Raw genomic sequence first — 16,283 nt, 5'->3', positions numbered from 1 at the left:
GGGCGGGTGCATCAGCTCGCCCGGGACCGTCCGGCAGGGGCGGTCGCACACCCGGCAGGTCCCTCCGGGGGCGTTGCGGATCGCGGGGTGGTCCGGGCAGGTGCGGGGTGCGGTCCCGGCCGCGTCCACCGAGAACTCCGGCGGCCGGGCGAAGGGGCCGGGGTCGTCTCCGGTCCGGGGGAGGGGGAGACCCGTGAACGGTGAGGGCGGGGTCCCGCCGACGCCGCGCCCGAGGCGTCCGTCGAGGAAGGCGCGTGCGTCCTCGGGGCCGCGCAGGCGGCGCATGAGCGCGGGGAAGGGGCGGCGCGCGCTCGTGGCGTCGCGCAGCACGGCGGTCAGTTCTTCGGGCTCCAGCCCTTCGTTCAGAACCCGGCGCACGGCCCGCGACAACGCGGCGCGGTCGGCGGCCGGGTTTCCCAGGGCCGCGTCGGGGATGCGCGCGATCAGCCGCCTCGCCGGGGTGTCGCTGGCCGTGCGCCCGGCGGCGGGGCCGCCGCTTCCCCGGGCTCGCACCTCCGGACGGACGGAGAAGGGTCGCTGGGGGAAGGGTGTGTGGGGTAAGGGTCTGTACCTCGATCCGACGTGTCGCGGACGTCAGATCGAACGGGCGGCACCTCGGACTGGGGTGTCGTTCCCACACGTGGGTAGGGGCGGGTGGCCGCGTCGAGGGGGTCCTCGTCCAACCCGGCGCGGACCTCGTTGATCTCGGCCAGCGTCGGTTCGGCGAAGGCACTGGCGGGGATCAGCAGCTCCAGGACCCCGGGGAGCCGGTCGGCCTGTCGGACGCCGTCCGTCACGTCCTCGGCGAAGAAGTCGCGCACCTGGGAACGGGTCAGGCGCCGGATGAGTCCGGCGGCGGCGAGGTCGTTCAGGGCGCGCTCGACCGTGGACCGGCTCACGGTGCCGCCGCAGCGCCGCACGATGGTCTCGTGGCTCAGGAAACACCACCGCCCGTCGGCGTCCACGGCGTCGGCGATGGCCAGGGCGACCGGGACCGTCCGGCAGCAGGGCAGCAGCCCTTCACGCAGGGCCCGGGCGACCCACAGGACCGGAATGAACCCGACCCCCTTCAGCGCGCCCTTCTCACGCCTGCGGGGGCCGCACGCGAAAGAGTCGACTGGATCCGGGGTTTCGGCCTCGAGGCAGGGGTGGAGGACAGTAGACTGCACGGCAGCCGCCTTCCTGGTTGATTCAGGAGGGATGGTCAGAGCCCGGGACCGGTGTTGGTGGCACCGACCGGGCTCGAATCTTTTCGGGACCCACCGTAGTGGGGCGAACACGGATTCGTGTCGTTTCGGGGAACTCCGCGACGTTCTCCCCGGAAACGCTGTCGGGAATCGCGTACATCGGTGGATGTGCGCGGTTCGTCCCGACCCCCGTCCTCGGTTTCGGCCCTGTCGCATCCCGGGATCGGGTCAGAACCGCAACCAGGTGCCCGCCAGACCCCGCTGCCCCTCGCCGGGGGCCGACCAGTCGCACACCCCCTCCGCGAACACCCGCTCCGCCCGCTCGGCCTGCTCCTTCGTGAACCGCGCCGGGTGCGCCCGCGCGTCGAAGGGCACCAGGCGGCACCGGATCACGTCCGAGGCCGGCGGCGCCCCCGCCACCATGCGCGGCGAGGAGTGCACCGGGTAGGCCTCCGCGCACGTGTCCCCGCTCCCGGCCCCCAGCGGCAGCTGCTCGCCGACCACCCGCCGACGCGGAGCGTCCCCCACCCAGCACGAGTCCGTGAGCCACTCCGGCCGCGCGGCGCGGAGCCGGTCCGCGTCCGGGACCCGCGGGTGCTCCCCTCGCCGTTCCAGGATCCCCGTCGCCCACGCGTCCAGCTCGACCAGCGCCCGGCCGGCCACCGGCGCCGACGCGGAGAACCCGCCCGACCCGCGCGCCTCCACCAGCATCACGTGGTTGTCGGCGGTGCCGTTCGCCGCGCGCAGCCGCTCACGGGTGGCGAACGAGTGGTAGCGCATGTGCACGTCCCCGTTCGGGGAGTCGTCGAGGTAGGTGCGGTGGTCCACGACCGGGATCCGCGCCAGGCCCCCGCCGCCGTTGAGCAGGCGGCCGGTCCGGTAGGCGGCGGCGGTCGCCCCCGGATCGGCCACGGTCCGCTCCGACACCACCTGACCGTCGGCGTCGATACCGCCGACGTGCTCGTTCAGGTGCAGGAACGCGTCCACGTCGATGGTCCCGTCCAGCAGCGCTCCGAGCCCGTACTGCACACCGACGTTGTCCAGCGGGCGCCGGGGCCGACCGGTGTCCGGGTCGGTGCCGTAGACGTTGACCGTGTGCGCGAACAGCTCGCACCGCGCGCCGCCGGGGTTGTCCTCGGGGTGGTAGAGGAGCTCGTCGGGCACCCGGTCCCGACAGGTTCCCCTGGGGTCGATCCGCACCGCCTCCCGGGCCATGCGTCCGATGCTCCGCCACGAGGGGAAGCCCGACACCGCGAGCTGCTGGTCGCGGGTCAGGGCGTCGGGGTGCTCCCGGGCGTAGGTGTCGAGCAGCAGCGCGTCCGCGGCCGCCGGGACCAGTGAGGTGAGCACGTCGGGGAAGCTCTGCGACACCACCACCCCGTCCAGCAGGCCCGGGTAGTTGTCGGCGATCTGGTGGGACTGGTAGGCGCCGCCGGAGGAGCCCCAGCCCAGGGTGAGGTCGGGGGCGCCGTGGGCCAGGACGAACCGCTCCCGGACCGCCGACATCGTCTCGGCGGCCAGCAGGTCGTTGCAGTTGAACCCGAACACGTTGAGCGTGGCCGAAGCCACCGCGTATCCACGGGAGAGCATGCCGTCGTCCAGGACCCCCGCGGTCTTCGACCCCTGTACGTACCATCCGCCCTTGCACCCGCCGCCGAACTTGTAGACCAGGCGCCGGTTCCACCCCTCGGGCGCGTGCCAGGGGTCGGGTCCGTCTGCGCCGGGGGTGAACAGCACGGCCGTCTCGTAGATCGCGCGGTTGGCGGTCCCGGTCTCCACCCGCACGGTGTAGGGGACCTCGGCGCCGGCGGAGGTGGTGGTGCGGGCGGCGTCGTCGGGCACGCGGTCGGGGTCGGGCATCGCCGCCCACGCGCCCCCGGCGGTGCGGTACATGTGGCGAACCACGGTCGGCGCGGAGCAGTCCTCGTCCAGGGCGGGTCCGAGGGTGCCTCCGCCGTGCAGGTCGAAGGAGTCGGTGTCGCACACGAACGGTGTCTCGTGCGGGCCGGAGAACACCGGCCCCCGCGCCGGGTGGTTGGTGACCGTGAGCCGCGTCCGGAGCCCGGACAGCGACGCCACCAGCGTGCTCCCGCCCTCGGGCAGGCCGGTGACCACCCCCTCCAGGGCCGGGCCAGCGCCGTCCAGGTACACCGCCCGGAGCGCGTCGGTGACGTCCTCGCCGTCGACCGTCAGCCGGGCCCGGTCCGGGGCGGTTCCGGACGGCAGGCCCAGCCGGACCAGGGCGGTGCCGCCCATGACGGCGTCGGGCCGGGAGGAGAGCACCTGGAGTGTGGGGGCTCCCGCGTCCTCCGGCAGGGGGGTGGCGGGCGCCGCGGACGGGGGGAGGACGGCCGCGGAGGCCTCGACGGCGCCCCGTGTGGTGGGCTGCGCCCCGGAGACGGTGAACAGGGCGGCGCAGAAGGCGGCTCCGGCGCCGTACAGGACGCGTCGGCCGCGCGTGCTCAGCACGGGCGGCCTCGGGACGGATCGGTTGCGGGGACTGCGGCCGAGAGCCGCTCGGGATCGCTCGCGCACGCCCCGATCGTGTCCGGACGGTCGGCCGGTACGACGGGAACACACCGGGGATGAGGCGGGCTTTGCACTCCCATGACGCCTCGGATACCCCGAAACGGGACGAACCGAACTCCCTCCCCGTCCGCCGAGGCCGGGACGGGGCGGGTGTGTCGGAGCGTGCCCGCCCCGTCCCGCGGTGGGCGCGCGGCCCGGTCGGCGCCGACCGGGCCGCGACGGCCCTCAGGACCGGCTGATCCGCCGACCGCTCACCCTGGCCGGGGTGATCTTGAGGACCTCGTCGCGCGGACCGGCCGCCCACGGCTGGGGCATGCGGCCCTGCGGGAGCCGGGAGAGCTCTCCGGGATCGCGGATCCACCGGCAGCGGCCCGAGACCAGGACGCTCCACCCCTCACGGCGCTCCTCGTCGAACTGGTCGACCTGGAAGGAGGCGTAGCCCCGTCCGTGTCGCATGATCGTTCCGGCCAGGGTGGACCGGAACACGATCGTGTCATTGGTCATGAGGTAGTTCACCGGCAGAATCGTCGGTGCGGCGTCCCCCTCTATGGTGAAGGCCACCCGGCCGACGCTGTGCTCGGCCAGCAGGTTGAGGCAGGTCTCCCGTTCCAGCACGGTGAAGCTGGCCTTGGCGTTCCCCTCCGCGAGGTCGGCTCCGGCGAGGAGTTCGGACTTCTCGTCCAACCGGGAACTGCCCTCCATGACGTCGTCGCTCTGACGCTGTCCGGGCGGGGAGGCCGACGTGGTCGCCGTCCCCCGCTCCCGGGCCCCCGCGCCGCCCGCGCTTGTTCCATCCATCACGAGCCCCCTGAGGTGCTGCCTTCGTCTCCTCCCCCGCCGTCCTCGGCGGACGGAGCCGGAAGGCGCGGCTCCCCGACTGTGACGGCGAAGGTCCCACTGACCGCCTACCCCGTCGCACACACGACCCAAACGAGGCGGAACGCCTACCTTTCGGGTGCTATTGGTCAGCGGGCACGTGATGCGGCGCGTGGCCGGGCCGGCTCCGGGCCCCGTGCGTCGACGGGCGCCGCGCTGACTGGCGAATCTTCCACCCGTGGACACCATGTGGAACACACGTCCCGCCATGTGGACGTCCTTGTCTCTGTCGCCCACCCCGGAGTGATCCTCGTCTCGCGCCGCCATGTCACGTTCGGCCGTCGCCGCCCCGTCCGAAGGGGTGAAGGTCCACGGAACCGACGGGAGAGACCCCATGGCACACGACATCCTGGTACTCGGAGCCGGATACGCCGGGCTCGCGGCGGCGCGCAAGATCGCCCACGACGCTCGGACACGCGCACTCGAGGTCAGCGTCACCCTGGTCAACGCCAGCGCCGACTTCGTCGAACGGGTCCGCCTGCACGAGGTCGCCGCCGGACGCGACGTCGGCGTGCACCCGCTGACCGAGTCGCTGGAGGGCACGGACATCGACCTGGTCGTGGGCTGGGTCGAGGCCCTCGACCCCGACGCGCGGCGGGTCTCGGTGCGGGTTGGGGGGACGGTCCGCACCCTCACCTACGACACCCTCGTCCACGCCCTGGGCAGCTCGGAGGGGCGCGTCGCCGTCCCCGGCGCCGCCGAGCACGCGCTCACCTGCGCCACGCTCGACGGTGCGCGCGCCATCGCCGCCCGCATCGCCTCCGACCGGCCCGAACGCCTCGCCGTGATCGGGGGAGGGCACACCGGTGTCGAACTGGCGGCAGAGATCGCCGAGAGCCACCCCGGCATCCGCGTCGACCTGCTCACCCGGGGCCGGATCGCCCCCGGCACCAACGAGAAGGGGCGCGCCCACGTCCTGCGTGTGTTCGACCGCCTCGGCGTGACCGTCCGGGAGAACACCGACGTCGCCGAGGTGGACGCCACCGGGGTGCGCCTCGCCGACGGCGCGCGCGTGCCCGCCGCCCTCGTGGCCTGGACCGTCGGCTTCTCCGTCTCCCCCCTGGGGCGCGCGGCCGGACTCACCGTCGACGATGACGGCCGTGCCCTGGTGGACATCACCCAGCGCTCGGTCTCCCACCCCGACGTGTACGTGGTCGGTGACGCCGCGCACGGAACGGATCCCGGGGGCGGGGTCCTGCGGATGTCCTGCGCCACGGGCCTGCCCATGGGATGGACGGCCGCGGAGGTCATCCTCGACCGCGTCGCCGGGCGCGAACCGAAGCGGACCCCCTTCGGCTACCTCAACCTGTGCGTGAGCCTGGGACGCCGCGACGGGATCATCCAGTTCGTCACCGCCGACGACCGCCCCCGCTCACTCGTGCTCCGGGGGCGCGTCGCCGCGCGGTACAAGGAGTTCATCGTCGCGGGCGCCTACGGGGGACTGCGCGGGAGCACGCGCACGGCCGACAGCAACTTCGCCGTGCTGCGCCGTGTGGCCCGGGGCGCCGCGAAGCGCAACGCGCGGGCGGCGGAGGCCACCGTCAGCCCGTGACGGGCTCGCGGGGAGCAGGGGCGGAGCCCATCGCGACGTCGGTGTCGCGCCGGTCCGCCGCGGTGACGGCCGGGCGCCGTGCGGTGGACCGCGTGGTGGGGCGGTCAGGCGCGCTCCCGTTCCGGAGTGAGCTTCGGACTGGCCAGGAAGGGGCGCGCCACCCGGTCGGCCAGCGGCGTCGACGCCAGGCGCAGCAGTTGGCGGCGCACCAGCATCCGGGTCGCCGAGGCGGGCACGAACCACCGGGCCAGCCGCCGTCCGGCCGCCTGTTTCGTCTCGATCACGGGCTTGACCCGGCCCTCGTACCGGGACAGGGCGGCCCCGATCTCCGCTTCGGAGGGCCCCGCCCCGCCCAGTTCACGCCCCAGCACCTCGGCGGCGGCCACCGCCATGCTCGCGCCCTGGCCCGCCATGAGCGACACCGCCTGGCAGGCGTCGCCGACCAGCACGACCCGCGAACGCGACCAGGTGGGCACCTCGATCTGCTCGACCTCGTCGTAGAACGGCTTCGGCGGGCACGCCTCCAACAGGCGCGGCAGGTACCAGCCCATGCCCGCGTAGACCTCGCGCAGCCGTGCGCGCGGATCCGAGGGCATCGATCCCTCCGGCGACAGGTGGCACAGGAAGGTCGCACCCGTGGTCCCGGTCAGGCCGTACACGCCCGCCTGGACCCGGGGCGCCTCCACCATGTGCAGCTCGCGTCCCACGGCCCGCACCACCTCGGGGTCCTCGAACAGGAACGCGGCCGTGTGCGCGCCCAGGTAACGGCGGTACCGCTCCTCGGGCCCGAACACCAGCTCGCGTACCCGCGAGTGCACGCCGTCGGCGCCCACGAGCAGGTCCGCCCGTTCCACGGTGCCGTCGGTCAGCTCCACCGTCACCCCGTCGGGGTCCTGCTCGACACGGGCGACGCTGAGCCCGTGCCGCACGTCGGCCCCCGGTCCCAACGCCTCGCGCAGGATCAGCTCCAGGTTGCCGCGCAGCATCGAGACCAGACGACCCCCGCCCATGCGCTGGGTGGCGTCGGTGCCCATGCGCGCGGTGCGACGACCGTTCGTCGCACGGTACTGGATTCCTTCCAGGCGCAGGTCGTGGCTGCGCAGCCGGTCGCGCAACCCCATGGCCTCGATCGAGTCGTAGCCGGGTCCGAAGAAGTCGATGACGTAGCCGCCGGGGATGACCCCCTCGGCCGCGGCGTCGGTGTCGACGACCCCGTGCGGTGTCCGATGGTGCTCGACCACCGTGCTCTCCCAGCCCGCGCGCCGCAGCCACCACGCCGTGGCCAGACCGGCGATGCCCCCGCCGACGATGACGGCCCTCATCGCGTGCCCTCCTCGGAGCCGGACGCCGCGAGGAGGCGGCGCAGGGGTTCGACGTAGGCGTCCGGTCCGGGCACGGGCACCAGGGCCCGGTGCAGCACGATGCCGTCCAGGAAGGCGCACAGCAGTTCCGCGACCGCCTCGGGCTGGGGTGTGCCGTGCCGGGTCAGCCATGCCTCGATGGACGCGCGGGTGTCCCCGAGAATCCGGGACATGGTCGCGTTCAACTCGGGATCTCGCGTGGCGGCCAGGTAGGCCTCCGCGAACAGCACGGACGCGGGGTCGTCGCCCTGGTAGGCGTCCATCGCGGCCAGGGCGGCGCGCATCGCCTCGACGGGATCGTCCATGCCCGTCATCGCGGACAGGGGGCCCTCGAGGACGTCGGCCATCGCCGAGTCGACGGCGGCGCGCAGCAGGGCTTCGAGGGAGTCGAAGTGGTAGTGCACCAGGCCCGGGCGGACCTCGGCCCGCGCCGCGACGAGTCGGGTGGTGACCGCGTTCCAGCCCACCTCGGGGATGAGCTCCACGGCGGCGGCGAGCAGTTTGGCCCGGCTGGTCCGGCCCCGTTCCGCGGAGGTGACGGAGGGGGTCTCCGAAGTTTGGTCGTTTGCCTTGGTCATATGACCAAACTAAGGGCGCGCGGAACTCCGGTCAAGCGCGTGTCCCAAGAGCCTCGCGCGGCCCCGCGCTCAGCGGCGCTGGAGGGCGTCCCCGCGTACCACGCGCGTACAGTTCCGTTGGAAGCGTTTGACCAGCTCACCGTTGGGGCGGTCGCTGCGCTCGACCCAGTCGCGCGCGGCGTCGTCGGTCAGGCCGCCCGCGCGCTGACGTCGGTGCAGCCGCAGCTCCCGCACCTCGTCGGGCGCCTCCACGTACCAGAGCTCGGCGAACAGGGCGCGCGCACGGGACCAGGGTGCCTCGTCGTTGGCGAGGTAGTTGCCCTCGGTGACGACCAGGCGGGTGTGCGGTTCGATCACGTGCCGGGCCGCGACCGGCTCGTGCAGGTCGCGGTCGTAGTCGGGCACGTAGACGGGGTGGTCGGTCTCTTCCAGCAGACGGCGCACCAGCGCCACGTATCCGTGGGCGTCGAACGTGTCCGGAGCGCCCTTGCGGTGGCGGCGGCCGAGGCGGCTGAGCTGTGTGTTGGACAGGTGGAAGCCGTCCAGGGGCAGGTATCCGGCGGTCCCGGGCGCCGTACGGTCGTTGATCTCGGCCACCAGGTGGCGGGCGAGCGTCGACTTCCCGGCGGCGGGGGCCCCCGCCAGCCCCAGTACGGTGCGCCCGCCGCCCGGGGCGGTCGGTGGGAGGAGGGCGAGGGCGTCGGTGACCACGGTGTCGGACATGGCCCGAGCCTAGGACAGGTGAGTGCCCGCCGAACACGTCCTGCGCCGCTCCCGCCGGGTGCACCCGGCGGGAGCGGCGCAGGACGGCGAGCGGTCAGGGCGCGTGGCCCACATGAGCCAGTGCCTGGCGCAGCAGCACGCCCTGGCCGCCCGCCATCTCCTCGCGCACCTGCGGACTGGACGCCTCCTCCGGCGTCAGCCAGACCAGGTCCAGGGCGTCCTGGCGCGGCTGGCAGTCGCCGGACACCGGGACGATGTAGGCCATGGCCACGGCGTGCTGGCGGGGATCGTGGAACGGCGTGATCCCGGGGGTGGGGAAGTACTCGGCCACCGTGAAGGGCTGAGGCGAGGTGGGGATGCGCGGGAGCGCGACCGGTCCCAGGTCCTTCTCCAGGTGGCGCAGCAGGGCGTCGCGAACGCGTTCGTGGTAGAGCACGCGGCCCGAGACGACCGACCGGCTGAACGTGCCGTCCGGGGCCGCCCGCATGAGCAGGCCGAGGTGGGTCACCGTCCCGGTCTCGTCCACGCGTACGGGTACGGCCTGGACGTAGAGCACGGGCATGCGTCCGCGGATGCTCTCCAGCTCCTCGGGGGAGAACCATCCGGGCTGGGTGTCTGCGGTCTCGGTCATGGGGTGCGCGGCGGGGCTCCCCGGGCACGGTCGGGGTGCGGGCGCCGCTCCCTCCCTTCGCTCTCGTCGTGACCCTGGGGGTCGGACCCGCGCCCGGACCTGCCGGGCGGGGCGCACGTGTGCAGTACCGCTTCTACCGCACCGGAGGGCCGAAAGCACGGCGCGGGTGGGGGTTCGGGAGTGTCCGAGAAAGGTGAGGAGAGACCCGAACCCGCCATCGGTGAGATTTCCCGGGTTTTTCTCGCGAAAAGCCTCCCGCAGCCTCATCAGAGAGGTTACGATCTCGTACGCGGTTGCGTAGTGGATAGGTTACGACCGGTGAGAGGTGGCCCGAGTGGCGAGTGATGCCCGGTTCTCCGTCCAGGAATGTTTCCCCTGCACGGGAGTGACGGTGGTCCCCGTCCACGGCGAAGTCGACCTCGCCACCGCGGGCCGCATGCGCGACCGGCTGCTGCGGGCCGCACACGACTCGCGGTGCGACTGCCTCGTCGTGGACATGTCCGGCCTGGACTTCTTCGACGCCAGCGGGTTGCGCGCGCTGCTGTCGGTCTCTTGGAGCCTCACCCGCGAGGGTCGCCACGTGGTCCTCGCCGAACCCTCCCCGATCGCCGCGCGCGTGCTCGACGCGCTCGGCATGGGCCGGGTGTTCGAGATCTACCCGCTGGTGGAGATGGCCCTGACCCACACCAGCGGGCTGCGGGTGGACGGCGCCCCGGTCTCGGGAGGCCCGGTCACCGGGACGCCCTGACCGGGGTTCACGCCCCCTCCCGCTCCCGGGCGCCCGACGCGCCGCCCCCGTCCTCCCGAACGAGGAAGGGCTCCAACAGCCCCGGTGCCGCGGCGTCCGCCCACGCCAGCCCCTGACCCAGACCGACATCCGTGGCCGCGTACATCCCCGAGCCCGCCGCCGTGGTCGCCGCCACGTCCGCCAAGCCCGCCCACCGTTGGAACGGCGACCGCGTGATCCGCCAGCCGATCACCGCCGACCGCTCCAGGGCCACCGTGTCGCGCGCCGCCATACCCTGGCGCACCACCAGGTAGCGCGGATGCAGGCCGTGGCCCAGACCCCGGTAGGAGCCCAGCGCGTACCAGAACGCCGCCACCCCCAGGAGCACCGCCAACACGCCCCAGCCCCAGGTCGGCGTGGTCTCCAGCACCGGTGTGGCCAGGGGGACCGGCGCGAACTCCTGTTCCGCGCGGATCGCGTGCTCCCACCACGTCTGGTTGGCCAGGCCGTGCGCCCAGGCCAGCGCCGCCGCGGCCACCGTACCGAGCACCGTGACGAACCCGGCCCTGGTGAACCGGCGGCGCAGCGCCGACCGGGGGTGGGCGGTCAGCGGCACGTCCAGGGGAGAGGCCTCCTCGCGCATGAGATCGGCGGCCAGCGCCCGCGCCCGTGCCCGGGGCATGCCGGGGGACAGGCGACTCTTCGCGCTGGTCTTCTTCTCGTCGGCGGCCGACAGACCGGTCGCCACGGCCCGCACGTCCGCGCCGCCCACCGAGCGCAGCACGAACGGCTCGTGCAGGGTCACACCGTTGAGGCGCCGACCCTCCACCGACAGCGACACGCTCGTCAACAGCCCCCGACGCAGTCGCACGGTGCCGTCGGCTTCGCGGGTGAGCCGGTAGTTCCACCAGGTCTCCACCGCGGCCAGGGTCAGGACCACCACCCCCGACACCAGCAGGGCCAGCAGCGACAGCGGCACCACCATCAGCAGCCGCGCCATCACGAACGAGGACATCTGCTCGGGGGTCGGCAGTCCCAGCCGGCCGGAGACCCAGTCCCAGCCCACACCGCCGGTCTGGGCGTTGAGCCCCAGCAGGGCGGCGATCGCACCGAGGCCGACGCCCAAAGTGGCGGCGGTCGCCGGGGCGTAGGCCAACCACGCGGGCACGAGCCGGGCGAGCTCGACCTCGTCCGCGGCCTCCTCCTCCGCGGCCTCCTCCTCCGCGGCCCCGGCCGTCCCGGAGCCGTCGGCGCCCTCGGCGTCGCCGGTCCGTCGTGGGGCCCGCCGGTGCAACAGGTCCCGCCGCAGCCCCTCGCCCTGCTCGGCGGTGACGTAGATGAGCTGGAGCTGGTCCGAACCTCCGGAGCCGACCTTCTCACCGGTGCCGACCGTCACCGAGCACAGCCCGAACACCCGCACGTACAGCGGAGCGGCCACGTCCACACTGCGCACGCGTTCGCGCGGGATGGAGCGGTAGGACTTGGCGATGACGCCGGACCGCACCTCCATGCGCTCGTCGGTCACCCGGTAGCGGGTGGCGCGCAGCCTCAGCAGGTCGAGGTAGGTCGTCAGGGCCAGGAAGGCGAGCGACCCGGGCACGGGGAAGAACACCCACGGGTACTGGCCCAGCACGGCGAGCACGATCGTGCCCACGATCGCCGAGGGCACGAGGAAGATCCCCGCCACGGCGGCACTGGCCCACACCGACAGCGGGTGGAGCCGCTGCCAGGGGACCTCGGGGTCGGCGGGGTGGTCCGGAGTCTGGGGGGAAAGCCCGTCGGGGGAGGTCATGTCGCATCTCCCGGGGTCGCCTGGGTGGTTTCGGTCAGCCGCTCGGCCACGTCGGTGGCCACGGTGTGGTCCAGCCCGGTGATCTCGATGGGCCCGGCGGCGGACGCGGTCGTCACGGTCACGCTGGACAGGCCGAACGCGCGCTGGAGGGGGCCGCGGGCGGTGTCCACGGTCTGGATCCGCGACATCGGCGCCACGCGCCACTCCTGCCAGATCCAGCCGCTGGCGGTGTAGACGGCGGTGTCGGTGACCTCCCACCGGTGGACGCGGTACCGCCACTGCGGCATGACCACCGTGATCAGCAGTCCGAGACCGCCGATCACCGCGGCCGCGAGCAGGAACCAGGAGCGTGGCGGAGCCCAGATCAGGGCCGGGACCACGGGCACGGCCGTGAGGACCACGGTGACCGTCAGTGACCGGGTGGTCCACCACCACACCGCGCGGCGGTCGACGCGGTGGTGGGGTGGGCGCAAGCGGGGAGCGTCGCTGCTCATCGCGTCCGCATCTCCTCTCGTTCGGGGCCCGAACGGGCCTGTCAATAAAAAGTGATATCACAATGCTATTGTTGAGTCATCACCGGGAGGAGAGACGACATGAGCGAACCCACCGGGGCCCCGCGCCCCACCCCTCAGTACCGCGAGTACGACGCCCGCAGCAGGGACGGCCTCCTGATGGCGGCCGCGAGCGGCGCCCTCGTCCTGGCGGGGGCCGCGGTCGCGGCCCTGACCCTCCTCGACCTGTCCCCGGCCCTGCTGGCCGTCGGCGTGGTCCTGGTCATCACGGGCGCGGGACTGTCCCTGGGGCTGACCATGGTCTCGCCCAACGAGGCGCGCGTCGTTCAGCTGTTCGGCCGCTACGTCGGCACCCTCCGCACCGACGGCCTGCGCTGGGTCAACCCCTTCACGCTGCGCGGCACCATCTCCACACGCATCCGCAACCACGAGACCTCCGTCATCAAGGTCAACGACGCCTCCGGCAGTCCCATCGAGATCGCCGCCGTCGTGGTCTGGCAGGTCGAGGACACCGCACGGGCGACCTTCGAGGTGGACGACTTCCTCCAGTTCGTCTCCACCCAGACCGAGGCCGCCGTCCGCCACATCGCGGGCCGCTACCCCTACGACTCCTACGACGCCGAGGACGTTCCCTCCCTGCGCGACAACGCCGACCTCATCACCGAGCAGCTGTCCAAGGAGGTCGCCGACCGGGTCACGGCCGCCGGGGTGACCGTCGTGGAGTCCCGGTTCACCCACCTGGCCTACGCGCCGGAGATCGCCCAGGCCATGCTCCAGCGCCAGCAGGCCGGGGCCATGATCGCCGCCCGCCGGGAGATCGTCGAGGGCGCCGTCGGCATGGTCGACCGCGCGTTGGAGCGCCTGTCGGAGCAGGAGGTCGTGGAACTGGACGAGGAGCGCAAGGCCGCCATGGTCAGCAACCTGCTCGTGGTCCTGTGCTCCGACCGCCCCACCAACCCCGTCGTCAACACCGGGACCCTGTACCAGTAACCGGGACGAGGTGGCCGTGTCCGAGCGAAAGAAGGTGCTGCTGCGGCTCGATCCCGCGGTCCACGACGCGCTCGCGCGCTGGGCCGGGCAGGAGCTGCGCAGTACCAACGCCCAGATCGAGTTCCTCCTGCGCCGCGCCCTCGACGACGCCGGACGCATGCCCAAGGAGGCACGCGACATCCCCCGGCGTGGTCGCCCCCGCAAGGCGCGACCCGAGGGGGAGGGGGACGACTGACGGAGCCGGGTGCCCCTCCGCGCGGGGACACCCGGCTCCGTCAGCGATGCCGGAGGCTCAGTCCAGACTGAGGATCAGGTCGCCGCCCTCCACCCGCTGGACGCCGTCGATCGCGATCCGGGACACGACGCCAGCCGCGGGAGCGGTGATGGACGCCTCCATCTTCATCGCCTCGATGGTGGCGACCGTGGCGCCGGCCTCCACCCGTTCCCCCTGCGACACGGCCAACGTGACCACACCGGCGAAAGGCGCGGCGACGTGCCCGGGGTTGCTCCGGTCCGCCTTCTCCGCCTCCCGGACGTTGGACGACTGCGAGCGGTCGCGGATCTGGAGCGGGCGGAGCTGGTCGTTGAGGGTGGTCATCACCGTGCGCACACCGCGCTCGTCGGCCTCGCTGACCGCCTCCAGGCCGATGAGCAAACGCACGCCCGGCTCCAGGTCCACCACGTGCTCCTCGCCCTCGCGCAGCCCGTAGAAGAAGTCCGGGCTGGAGAGCACACTCGTGTCACCGTAGGCGGAGCGGTGCGCCTGGAACTCCCGGGTGGGTGCGGGGAAGAGCAGGCGGTTCAGGGTGGCGCGGCGGTCGTCGGCCAGTCCGGCGCGGTCCTGTGCCGTCAGCTCCTCGGTCGGCCGGGCCGCCCCCCGCCCCTCCAGGGCCTTGGTGCGGAACGGCTCGGGCCACTCGCCCGGAGGCACACCGAGCTCGCCCCGCAGGAATCCGACCACCGAGTCGGGCACGTCGAACCGTCCCGGGTCCTTCTCGAAGTCCTCGGGCGCGACCCCCGCGCCGACCAGGTGCAGGGCGAGGTCGCCCACCACCTTCGAGGACGGCGTCACCTTGACCAGCCTGCCCAGCATCCGGTCGGCGGCGGCGTACATCGCCTCGATGTCCTCGAAACGGTCGCCCAACCCCAGGGCGATGGCCTGCGTGCGCAGGTTGGACAGCTGCCCGCCCGGGATCTCGTGGTGGTAGACACGGCCCGTGGGCGAGGCCAGCCCCGCCTCGAAGGGCGCGTACACCCGGCGCACGGCCTCCCAGTACGGCTCCAGCGCGTTCACCGCGTCCAGGCTCAGACCGGTCGGACGCTCGGAGTGGTCGAAGGCGGCCACGATCGCCGACAGCGACGGCTGCGACGTCGTCCCCGCCATGGAGGCCACCGCGCCGTCCACCGCGTCCGCGCCCGCGTTCACCGCGGCCAGGTAGGTCGCCAGCTGTCCGCCGGCGGTGTCGTGCGTGTGGACGTGCACGGGCAGGTCGAACTCGCGGCGCAGCGCCGTCACCAGCTTCGCGGCCGCGGGCGCGCGCAGCAGGCCCGCCATGTCCTTGATCGCCAGCACGTGGGCGCCCGCCGCCACGATCCGCTCGGCCAGGGACAGGTAGTAGTCGAGCGTGTACAGCTTCTCGTTCGGGTCGGACAGGTCCGAGGTGTAGCACAGCGCGACCTCCGCCACCCCGGTCCCGGTCTCACGGACCGCCTCGATGGCCGGACGCATCTGCTCCACGTCGTTGAGCGCGTCGAACACCCGGAACACGTCCACACCCGTTGCCGCGGCCTCGTGCACGAACGACGAGGTCACCTCGGTGGGGTAGGGGGTGTAGCCCACGGTGTTGCGGCCGCGCAGGAGCATCTGGAGGCAGATGTTGGGCACCGCCTCGCGCAACGCGGCCAGCCGCTCCCAGGGGTCCTCGGCCAGGAACCGCAGGGCCACGTCGTAGGTGGCGCCGCCCCAGCACTCCAGGGACAGCAGGCCGGGCAGGGTGTCGGCCACCGTGGGCGCCACGGCCAGCAGATCCCTCGTCCGCACCCGCGTGGCCAGCAGCGACTGGTGCGCGTCACGGAAGGTGGTGTCGGTGACCGCCAGGGTGTCGGACTCGCGCAGCCAACGCGCGAACCCCTCCGGCCCCAGCTCCGCCAGCCGCTGCTTGGAACCGGGCGCCGGCCCGTCCTCGCCGATCGCGGGCAGCTTGGCGACGGGGTCGATCAGGTGCGGGCGCTCCCCGTGCGGCTTGTTCACGGTCACGTCGGCCAGGTAGGTCAACAGGCGCGTGCCCCGGTCGGCGGAGGGACGGGCGGTGAGCAGCTGGGGCCGCTCCTCGATGAACGAGGTGGTGACCCGGCCCTGCTGGAAGTCCGGGTCGTCCAGGACCGCCTGGAGGAAGGGGATGTTGGTGGCGATGCCGCGGATCCGGAACTCGGCCACGGCGCGGCGGGCCCGGCTGATCGCCGTGGCCAGGTCCCGTCCCCGGCAGCTCAGCTTCACCAGCAGGGAGTCGAAGTAGGCGCTGACCTCGGTGCCCGCCGCGACGGTGCCGCCGTCCAGTCGGATACCGGACCCGCCGGGGGAGCGGTAGGCGCTGATGGTGCCGGTGTCCGGGCGGAAGCCGTTGGCGGGGTCCTCGGTGGTGATCCGGCACTGGAGCGCGGCGCCGCGCAGGGTGATCGAGTCCTGGCTCAGCCCCAGGTCGGTCAGGGTCTCCCCGGACGCGATGCGCAGCTGCGCCTGGACCAGGTCGACGTCGGTGACCTCCTCGGTCACGGTGTGTTCGACCTGGATGCGCGGGTTCATCTCGATGAAGACGTGGTTTCCG

14 protein-coding genes and 1 pseudogene are annotated in these 16,283 nt (G+C 73.2%); 4 read left to right on the top strand and 11 right to left on the bottom strand.

The annotated features are described in order from the left end of the window. The 4 genes and pseudogenes from D471_RS37540 to D471_RS0105695 all read right to left on the bottom strand — a co-directional run. Positions 1 to 513: pseudogene (locus D471_RS37540) on the bottom strand (hypothetical protein); the annotation flags it as partial. Continuing rightward, positions 444 to 1,169 carry a helix-turn-helix domain-containing protein gene (locus D471_RS37535; protein ID WP_017597737.1) on the bottom strand — a complete coding sequence of 242 codons (726 nt, stop codon included), beginning with the start codon at positions 1,167 to 1,169 and terminating at the stop codon, positions 444 to 446. The pseudogene D471_RS37540 and the gene D471_RS37535, both read right to left, overlap by 70 nt. A gap of 246 nt (positions 1,170 to 1,415) precedes the next feature. Then, on the bottom strand, positions 1,416 to 3,656 hold the full coding sequence (locus D471_RS0105700) for a DUF6351 family protein (protein ID WP_017597736.1): 2,241 nt from the start codon (positions 3,654 to 3,656) through the stop codon (positions 1,416 to 1,418). Positions 3,657 to 3,941: 285 nt separating this feature from the next. Next, the gene (locus tag D471_RS0105695; protein ID WP_026127444.1) at positions 3,942 to 4,514 is read right to left on the bottom strand and encodes a pyridoxamine 5'-phosphate oxidase family protein; all 573 of its coding nucleotides are present in this window, start codon (positions 4,512 to 4,514) and stop codon (positions 3,942 to 3,944) included. A gap of 412 nt (positions 4,515 to 4,926) precedes the next feature. Between D471_RS0105695 and D471_RS0105690 the strand changes: the two genes are divergently transcribed. Next, positions 4,927 to 6,144 carry an NAD(P)/FAD-dependent oxidoreductase gene (locus D471_RS0105690; RefSeq protein ID WP_040688510.1) on the top strand — a complete coding sequence of 406 codons (1,218 nt, stop codon included), beginning with the start codon at positions 4,927 to 4,929 and terminating at the stop codon, positions 6,142 to 6,144. Between the two features lie 104 nt (positions 6,145 to 6,248). Here D471_RS0105690 and D471_RS33185 read toward each other — a convergent pair whose 3' ends face one another. The 4 genes from D471_RS33185 to D471_RS0105670 all read right to left on the bottom strand — a co-directional run bounded on the left by D471_RS33185 (position 6,249) and on the right by D471_RS0105670 (position 9,437). Continuing rightward, on the bottom strand, positions 6,249 to 7,466 hold the full coding sequence (locus tag D471_RS33185; protein WP_017597733.1) for an FAD-dependent oxidoreductase: 1,218 nt from the start codon (positions 7,464 to 7,466) through the stop codon (positions 6,249 to 6,251). Beyond that, a complete protein-coding gene (locus D471_RS0105680; RefSeq protein WP_017597732.1) occupies positions 7,463 to 8,083 on the bottom strand; it encodes a TetR/AcrR family transcriptional regulator in 621 nt (206 codons plus the stop codon). The genes D471_RS33185 and D471_RS0105680 overlap by 4 nt, the downstream gene beginning before the upstream one ends. A gap of 69 nt (positions 8,084 to 8,152) precedes the next feature. Continuing rightward, a complete protein-coding gene (locus D471_RS0105675; RefSeq protein ID WP_017597731.1) occupies positions 8,153 to 8,806 on the bottom strand; it encodes a nucleoside/nucleotide kinase family protein in 654 nt (217 codons plus the stop codon). A 94-nt stretch (positions 8,807 to 8,900) separates the two neighbouring features. Beyond that, positions 8,901 to 9,437: an NUDIX hydrolase family protein gene (locus D471_RS0105670; RefSeq protein WP_017597730.1), complete on the bottom strand. Its 537-nt coding sequence runs from the start codon at positions 9,435 to 9,437 to the stop codon at positions 8,901 to 8,903. 385 nt (positions 9,438 to 9,822) lie between these two features. On the opposite strand from D471_RS0105670, the gene D471_RS0105665 reads away from it, so the two are divergent. Further along, the gene (locus tag D471_RS0105665; RefSeq protein ID WP_017597729.1) at positions 9,823 to 10,185 is read left to right on the top strand and encodes an STAS domain-containing protein; all 363 of its coding nucleotides are present in this window, start codon (positions 9,823 to 9,825) and stop codon (positions 10,183 to 10,185) included. 7 nt (positions 10,186 to 10,192) lie between these two features. Here D471_RS0105665 and D471_RS0105660 read toward each other — a convergent pair whose 3' ends face one another. Beyond that, on the bottom strand, positions 10,193 to 11,956 hold the full coding sequence (locus tag D471_RS0105660; protein ID WP_017597728.1) for a PH domain-containing protein: 1,764 nt from the start codon (positions 11,954 to 11,956) through the stop codon (positions 10,193 to 10,195). Continuing rightward, on the bottom strand, positions 11,953 to 12,450 hold the full coding sequence (locus tag D471_RS0105655) for a PH domain-containing protein (RefSeq protein ID WP_017597727.1): 498 nt from the start codon (positions 12,448 to 12,450) through the stop codon (positions 11,953 to 11,955). The genes D471_RS0105660 and D471_RS0105655 overlap by 4 nt, the downstream gene beginning before the upstream one ends. A 99-nt stretch (positions 12,451 to 12,549) precedes the next feature. Between D471_RS0105655 and D471_RS0105650 the strand changes: the two genes are divergently transcribed. Both D471_RS0105650 and D471_RS0105645 read left to right on the top strand, forming a co-directional pair. After that, positions 12,550 to 13,458 carry an SPFH domain-containing protein gene (locus D471_RS0105650; protein ID WP_017597726.1) on the top strand — a complete coding sequence of 303 codons (909 nt, stop codon included), beginning with the start codon at positions 12,550 to 12,552 and terminating at the stop codon, positions 13,456 to 13,458. Between the two features lie 16 nt (positions 13,459 to 13,474). After that, entirely contained in the window at positions 13,475 to 13,693 is a 219-nt protein-coding gene (locus D471_RS0105645) for a hypothetical protein (RefSeq protein WP_017597725.1), read from the top strand. Between the two features lie 57 nt (positions 13,694 to 13,750). On the opposite strand, the gene D471_RS0105640 is transcribed toward D471_RS0105645, so the two are convergent. Continuing rightward, a partial coding sequence (locus tag D471_RS0105640; RefSeq protein WP_017597724.1) for a pyruvate carboxylase occupies positions 13,751 to 16,283 on the bottom strand: 2,533 nt, incomplete at its 5' end.

The organism is Nocardiopsis lucentensis DSM 44048 (assembly GCF_000341125.1).
GTDB lineage: Bacteria > Actinomycetota > Actinomycetes > Streptosporangiales > Streptosporangiaceae > Nocardiopsis > Nocardiopsis lucentensis.
Note: the sequence above shows the minus strand (reverse complement) of the source record. Positions and strands in the feature narration are given on the sequence as shown.

Excerpts from the sequence above, each read along its gene's own strand:
- D471_RS0105675 (WP_017597731.1), bottom strand. The coding sequence starts at position 8,806 with ATGTCCGACACCGTGGTCACCGACGCCCTCGCCCTCCTCCCACCGACC.
- D471_RS0105680 (WP_017597732.1), bottom strand. The coding sequence starts at position 8,083 with ATGACCAAGGCAAACGACCAAACTTCGGAGACCCCCTCCGTCACCTCC.
- D471_RS0105695 (WP_026127444.1), bottom strand. The coding sequence starts at position 4,514 with ATGGATGGAACAAGCGCGGGCGGCGCGGGGGCCCGGGAGCGGGGGACG.
- D471_RS0105650 (WP_017597726.1), top strand. The coding sequence starts at position 12,550 with ATGAGCGAACCCACCGGGGCCCCGCGCCCCACCCCTCAGTACCGCGAG.
- D471_RS33185 (WP_017597733.1), bottom strand. The coding sequence starts at position 7,466 with ATGAGGGCCGTCATCGTCGGCGGGGGCATCGCCGGTCTGGCCACGGCG.
- D471_RS0105670 (WP_017597730.1), bottom strand. The coding sequence starts at position 9,437 with ATGACCGAGACCGCAGACACCCAGCCCGGATGGTTCTCCCCCGAGGAG.
- D471_RS0105660 (WP_017597728.1), bottom strand. The coding sequence starts at position 11,956 with ATGACCTCCCCCGACGGGCTTTCCCCCCAGACTCCGGACCACCCCGCC.
- D471_RS0105655 (WP_017597727.1), bottom strand. The coding sequence starts at position 12,450 with ATGAGCAGCGACGCTCCCCGCTTGCGCCCACCCCACCACCGCGTCGAC.
- D471_RS0105690 (WP_040688510.1), top strand. The coding sequence starts at position 4,927 with ATGGCACACGACATCCTGGTACTCGGAGCCGGATACGCCGGGCTCGCG.